We start from the raw sequence: 5,720 nt of genomic DNA on the forward strand, positions 1-5,720 counted from the left end.
GGGTAGGGCCCACCCACCCGGGGGTCCAGGGGGCGAAGCCCCCTGGTTTCGGGAAGGGGCGGGCTTGGGGAATTCCCATCCGCCGCGACGGCGAGCAACCCCCGCGACGCGGTCCGGCGGTGCCGAAACAACCGTCAGCGAAAGAAGGCCCTCAGAGACGACCACGCGTGAACGGGCACCATCGCATGCCGTTCACCTGCCCGGGCTCATCCCCGATGACGTACCGCACCCGCCGCCCATGCACACGCCGCGCCGGCGCCCGGCAGCCGCGCGGGCGGCAACCGGGGGCGAGGCGGGCGGAGATGGGCACGGCGGCGTCAGCCCCGCCCGTGCCGCAGCGCGGGGTGCTCCCCGGCCGCCACGAGGTCGGACACCGCGGCCTTCGGGTCGCGCCCGGTGACGAGGGACTCGCCCACGAGCACCGCGTCGGCGCCCGCGTTGGCGTACGCGATGAGGTCGTGCGGGCCACGCACGCCGGACTCGGCGACCTTGATGACACCCGCGGGCAGCTCGGGGGCGACCCGCTCGAACGTGCCGCGGTCGACCTGGAGGGTCTTCAGGTCGCGCGCGTTGACACCGATCACACGGGCCCCGGCGTCGACGGCGCGCTCGGCCTCCTCCTCGTCGTGGACCTCCACGAGCGGGGTCAGGCCGATGGACTCGGCGCGCTCGATCAGCGACTCCAGGGCGGGCTGGTCGAGGGCGGCGACGATCAGCAGGGCGAGGTCGGCGCCGTACGCGCGGGCCTCCCACAGCTGGTACGAGGTGACGATGAAGTCCTTGCGGAGCACCGGGACGTCGACCTTGGCGCGCACGGCTTCCAGGTCGGCGAGGGAGCCGCCGAAGCGGCGCTGCTCGGTGAGGACGGAGATGACGGCGGCGCCGCCCGCCTCGTAGTCGGCGGCGAGCCCCGCCGGGTCGGCGATCGCAGCGAGCGCGCCCTTGGACGGGCTGGAGCGCTTGACCTCGCAGATGACCTTGACGCCGTCGCCGCGCAGCGCGGCCGCGCCGTCCTTGGCCGCGGGAGCCTTCGCCGCGCGCTCCTTGAGCTCGTCGAGGCTGACGCGCGCCTGCCGCTCCGCGAGGTCGGCACGGACTCCGTCGATGATCTCGTCGAGCACACTCACGCGAGCGGCCCCCTTCCCTGCGGAACGATGGTCACTGCGATGGTATCCGCAGCGGGGCGTAGGCTCCGCATCCGGTTGACGCGGGTCCCACGACCTGGACATTCGAGCCGGGGCAGCCGCAGGCCCGGCGGGCCGGTCCTACGGGTGCAGCCAGGCGCCGAACGGCAGGTTGCGTACGAGTGTGAAGACCGTGATCAGCGCGCCGACGGCCCACAGCTGCGCGCGCCCGAGCTCCACGCGCGTCGGCCTGCCGCGCGCGGCCCGCACGGCCCACACCGTCCACACGACCGCGAACGCCCCGAAGCCGGCGACGGCGAGGGCGTTGTCGCCGAGGGCCGCGGTGAGGTCGCCGTGGGCGAAGGCGTGGGCGCTGCGCAGCCCGCCGCAGCCCGGGCAGTAGACGCCCGTGTAGTACAGGAGCGGGCAGGCCGGGTAGTGGCCGGGCTCGTTCGGGTCGACCGTGGCGACGTACGCGAAGGCCGCGACGACGGCGCCGAGCAGGGCGAACGGCACGGCCGCGCGGCGCAGTGCGGGGCCTGGGCCCGTGCCGGTCTCCGGTTGAGCGTTCACCGCTGCATTCTCCCTCGCGCCCCGCGCGTCCGCCCCGGCCGGTACGCCGATGGGGCGCCCGGAACCGTGTCCGGGCGCCCCATCGGCGTACGACGAGAGGGGGTCAGCCCTCGGAGCGGGCCACCTGCGGCCGGTGCGACTTCTGGCCGAGGCCCGCGAGGCGCATGGCGCCGCCCACGACCGCACCGGCGAGAGTGAGCGCGATCCCTGCCCAGAAGCCGACCGGGTTGCTCATCACCATGAAGGCACCCGCGACGCAGAAACCGATGAAGGCGATGATGACACCGGTCCACGCGGCTGGGGTGTGTCCGTGTCCGTGGCTTCCCGCCATGACTTGCTCCTCGTTAGCTGTGCGTGTGATTGAACGCTGTGGTCCATTGTCCCGTACGCGGAAGTGTGCGATGAGACCGGGTGCCGGGTGATCGTCCCGGGGCCCGCTAGGGCCTGTCCGATGGGTCGGCGTGGTGCAAGGAGCGGCGTCAGGGGGGTACCTCCCTGTTCGAGCGAAGCCGAGAACTTGGGGGAGCGTGCGATCGCTAGGCGCCGGAAGGTCCTCGAATGGGGCCTCCCCTGCTCGAACGAAGCCGAGAGCTTGGGGAAGTGCCAGACGCCGCGACGCCGCGCCGACCCATCGGACAGGCCCTAGGGCTACCGGGTCGGGTCCTCGCCCCGGTCGATGGCCTTCCACAGCTCCTCGGGGCGGTCCGGGTCGGGGGCGCGGCGGGCCTTGGGGCGCGGGGCGCCGTCGCGTTCGTACCGGCCCGACATCGCGGGCCAGGCGCGGCCGCGGACGAGGGCGAGCAGGCCCGCGGCGATGAGCAGCGCGCCCGCGGCGGCCGCGGCGTACGGCCAGCCGGTGTGGGTGAGGTCGGCGATCCTGGCGGCGGCGTCGCCGGACGCGGTGGCGGCCTTCTCGTCGAGCGCGTCGCTGTCCTTGGCGCCGAAGAGCGCGGCGACGACGATGCCCACGCCGCTCAGGGTGAGCAGCAGGGAGACGAGGACGCGGCCGGTGCGGCGCACGGCGAAGACCGCGACGAGCGCGGCGAGGCCCACTATGGCGAGGGCCGCGGGCACGCCCGTGACGTCGCTGCCCTTGGCGGTCAGCGGGAAGTCGCCGCCCGCCACGGCCGCGGTGCCGTGGGCCCACGACTGCCGGGATGCGAGCAGCGCGAGGGCGGCGCCTGCGGCGCCGAGCAGCAGCGCGGCGGCGAGGCTGCGCCGGCCGCCGCGCGCGGCACGGCCCTGGACGGCCGGCGGCGCGTCCTCGGTACGGGGCGGAGGGACAGCAGAAGTCACCCGTCCACTATCCCTCACGGCTCTGCGCGTCGTGCAGGCGGTTGGCGGTATGGATGGCGCGCAGCACCGCGGCGGCCTTGTTGCGGCACTCGGTGTCCTCGGCGACCGGGTCGGAGTCGGCGACGACACCGGCCCCGGCCTGCACGTACGCGGTGCCGTCGCGCAGCAGCGCGGTGCGGATGGCGATGGCGGTGTCGGAGTCGCCGGCGAAGTCGAGGTAGCCGACGCAGCCGCCGTACAGGCCCCGCCGGGACGGCTCGAGCTCGTCGATGATCTGCATGGCGCGGGGCTTGGGGGCGCCGGAGAGGGTGCCCGCGGGGAAGCAGGCGGTGAGCACGTCGAAGGCGGTGCGGCCCTCGGCGACCTGTCCGGTGACGGTCGACACGATGTGCATGACGTGCGAGTACTTCTCGATGGACATGAAGTCCACGACCTCGACGGAGCCGGGTTCGCAGACCCGGCCCAGGTCGTTGCGGCCGAGGTCCACGAGCATCAGGTGCTCGGCGCGCTCCTTGGGGTCGGCGAGGAGCTCGTCGGCGAGTGCCTGGTCCTCCTGCGGGGTGGCGCCGCGCGGCCGGGTCCCGGCGATGGGGTGCACCATGGCGTGCCCGTCCTCGACCTTGACCAGGGCCTCCGGCGACGAGCCCACGACGTCGAACCCGTCGAGGCGCAGCAGGTACATGTACGGCGACGGGTTGGTGGCCCGAAGGACGCGGTAGACGTCCAACGCGGAGGCCCGGCACGGCGTTTCGAAGCGCTGCGAGGGCACGACCTGGAAGGCCTCGCCCGCGCGGATGCGCTCCTTGATGTCCTCGACGGCGAGCTGGTAGTCCGGGCCGCCCCAGCGGGCGGTGTACTCCGGCAGTGCGGAGGGCGGGAGCGCGGCCGGGGGCTGGACGACGGGCCGCGACAGGTCGGCCTCCATCGCGTCGAGCCGGGCGACGGCGTCGGCGTACGCCTCGTCGACGCCGGTGTCGAGGTCGTTGTGGTTGATCGCGTTGGCGATGAGCAGGACCGAGCCGTCCCAGTGGTCGAGCACGGCGAGGTCGCTGGTGAGCAGCATGGTCAGCTCGGGCAGGCGCAGGTCGTCGACCTCGCCCGGGCCGATCTTCTCCAGGCGGCGCACGATGTCGTACCCGAGATAGCCGACCATGCCTCCGGTGAACGGCGGCAGCCGGTCGTCGATGACCAGGTCGTGCGGGGTGTGCAGGGCCTCTATGGTGGCGCGCAGGGCGGCGAGCGGGTCGCCGGACGTGGGCACGCCGACGGGCGGGACGCCCAGCCAGTGCGCCTGTCCGTCCCGCACGGTCAGGGTCGCGGCGCTGCGCACGCCCACGAACGAGTACCGGGACCAGGAGCGGCCGTTCTCCGCGGACTCCAGGAGGAAGGTGCCGGGCCGCTCTGCGGCGAGCTTGCGGTAGAGCCCGACCGGCGTGTCCCCGTCCACGAGGAGCCTGCGGCTGACGGGGATCACTCGGCGGTCGGCCGCGAGCTTGCGGAAGGTTTCGAGGTCCATGGGAGGCGACCCTACTGATCGAGCGGCAGCGCGTCAGCGTCGAAGCACGTGCGGGTTCCCGTGTGGCAGGCCGGGCCCACCTGGTCGACCTTGACCAGGACGGTGTCCGCGTCGCAGTCGAGGGCGACCGACTTCACGTACTGGTAGTGGCCCGAGGTGTCCCCTTTGACCCAGTACTCCTGCCTGCTGCGCGACCAGTACGTGCAGCGGCCCGTCGTCAGGGTGCGGTGCAGCGCCTCGTCGTCCATCCAGCCGAGCATCAGCACCTCGCCGGTGTCGTACTGCTGGGCGATCGCGGGGACGAGTCCGTCGGCGCCGCGCTTCAGGCGCGCGGCGATCTTCGGGTCGAGGCTGCTGGGCGGAGGCGTGCTGGGCGTACCGGTCATGGGGATCATTGTGCCGCGCCCGCGGGTCCCGCCCGGCGGACGTCCACTGTCCGGACCGGACGGCCGGTCGTACGCTGGCGTCATGTCGACCCATGCCAAGCGTGAACGACTTCTCCTCGCGGACCTGTTGGAGGCGGTGGGACCGGACGCGCCGACCCTCTGCGAGGGCTGGAACACCCGGGATCTCGCCGCGCACGTGGTGGTGCGCGAGCGGCGCGCGGACGCCGCGGGCGGAATCGTGATCAAGCAGCTCGCGGCGCGGCTCGAGCGGGTGCAGGCCGAGTTCGCCGCGAAGCCGTACGAGGAGCTGATCCAGCTCATCCGTACGGGACCGCCGCGGTTCTCGCCCTTCAACCTGAAGCAGGTCGACGAGGCGTCGAACGCCGTCGAGTTCTACGTGCACGCCGAGGACGTGCGGCGGGCGCAGCCCGACTGGACGCCGCGTGAGCTCGACCCGGTCTTCTCCGACGCCCTCTGGTCCCGTCTGGAGCGGATGGCCCGCGTGATCGGGCGCAAGGCCCCCGTGGGGCTTGTCCTGCGCCGCCCCGACGGGCAGACGGCGGTGGCCCACCGGGGCGTGCCCGTCGTCACGGTGACCGGTGAGCCGCCGGAGCTCCTGATGTTCGCGTTCGGGCGGCAGGATGCGGCGGAGGTGGAGGTGGAGGGCGACAAGGACGCGGTCGCCAGGCTGCACGAAACCCGCCAGCTCGGCCTCTAGGCCGCCCCTCTCTCCCACCCACCCGCCCTTCCCTGGGGGCTCCGCCCCCAGACCCCCCTCTTCCTCGGCCTTCGGCCTGGTCCTCAAACGCCGGACGGGCTATGAAT

Annotated in this window: 8 protein-coding genes; 1 reads left to right on the plus strand and 7 read right to left on the minus strand. The window is 73.5% G+C overall.

Annotated elements, in window-relative coordinates:
* Positions 1-151 precede the first annotated feature (151 nt).
* From trpM to hisI, 7 genes are all read right to left on the minus strand, one after another.
* Positions 152-310, minus strand: coding sequence for a tryptophan biosynthesis modulator TrpM (trpM, locus tag ACFWZ5_RS44330; RefSeq protein ID WP_384806804.1), 159 nt, complete (start codon positions 308-310; stop codon positions 152-154).
* Between the two features lie 7 nt (positions 311-317).
* Positions 318-1,127, minus strand: a complete 810-nt coding sequence (gene trpC, locus ACFWZ5_RS44335) for an indole-3-glycerol phosphate synthase TrpC (protein WP_384806806.1) — start codon at positions 1,125-1,127, stop codon at positions 318-320.
* A 138-nt stretch (positions 1,128-1,265) separates the two neighbouring features.
* Entirely contained in the window at positions 1,266-1,697 is a 432-nt protein-coding gene (locus ACFWZ5_RS44340; protein WP_384806809.1) for a DUF2752 domain-containing protein, read from the minus strand.
* A gap of 103 nt (positions 1,698-1,800) precedes the next feature.
* Positions 1,801-2,028, minus strand: a complete 228-nt coding sequence (locus ACFWZ5_RS44345; protein ID WP_384806812.1) for an HGxxPAAW family protein — start codon at positions 2,026-2,028, stop codon at positions 1,801-1,803.
* A 317-nt stretch (positions 2,029-2,345) separates the two neighbouring features.
* Entirely contained in the window at positions 2,346-2,993 is a 648-nt protein-coding gene (locus ACFWZ5_RS44350) for a TIGR02234 family membrane protein (RefSeq protein ID WP_384806519.1), read from the minus strand.
* A 7-nt stretch (positions 2,994-3,000) separates the two neighbouring features.
* Positions 3,001-4,509 carry an anthranilate synthase component I gene (locus ACFWZ5_RS44355; RefSeq protein ID WP_384806521.1) on the minus strand — a complete coding sequence of 503 codons (1,509 nt, stop codon included), beginning with the start codon at positions 4,507-4,509 and terminating at the stop codon, positions 3,001-3,003.
* 11 nt (positions 4,510-4,520) lie between these two features.
* A complete protein-coding gene (gene hisI / locus ACFWZ5_RS44360; protein ID WP_384806523.1) occupies positions 4,521-4,895 on the minus strand; it encodes a phosphoribosyl-AMP cyclohydrolase in 375 nt (124 codons plus the stop codon).
* 82 nt (positions 4,896-4,977) lie between these two features.
* Here hisI and ACFWZ5_RS44365 point away from each other — a divergent pair, with 82 nt between their 5' ends.
* A complete protein-coding gene (locus ACFWZ5_RS44365; protein WP_384806525.1) occupies positions 4,978-5,613 on the plus strand; it encodes a TIGR03085 family metal-binding protein in 636 nt (211 codons plus the stop codon).
* Positions 5,614-5,720 lie beyond the last annotated feature (107 nt).

The sequence above is a fragment of the Streptomyces sp. NPDC059003 genome (genome assembly GCF_042740445.1).
Taxonomy (GTDB): Bacteria; Actinomycetota; Actinomycetes; order Streptomycetales; family Streptomycetaceae; genus Streptomyces.

Bases quoted from the DNA above. Each gene is read 5' to 3' on its own strand.
- ACFWZ5_RS44345 (WP_384806812.1), bottom strand. From the start codon at position 2,028: ATGGCGGGAAGCCACGGACACGGACACACCCCAGCCGCGTGGACCGGT.
- ACFWZ5_RS44355 (WP_384806521.1), bottom strand. From the start codon at position 4,509: ATGGACCTCGAAACCTTCCGCAAGCTCGCGGCCGACCGCCGAGTGATC.
- hisI (WP_384806523.1), bottom strand. From the start codon at position 4,895: ATGACCGGTACGCCCAGCACGCCTCCGCCCAGCAGCCTCGACCCGAAG.
- ACFWZ5_RS44365 (WP_384806525.1), top strand. From the start codon at position 4,978: ATGTCGACCCATGCCAAGCGTGAACGACTTCTCCTCGCGGACCTGTTG.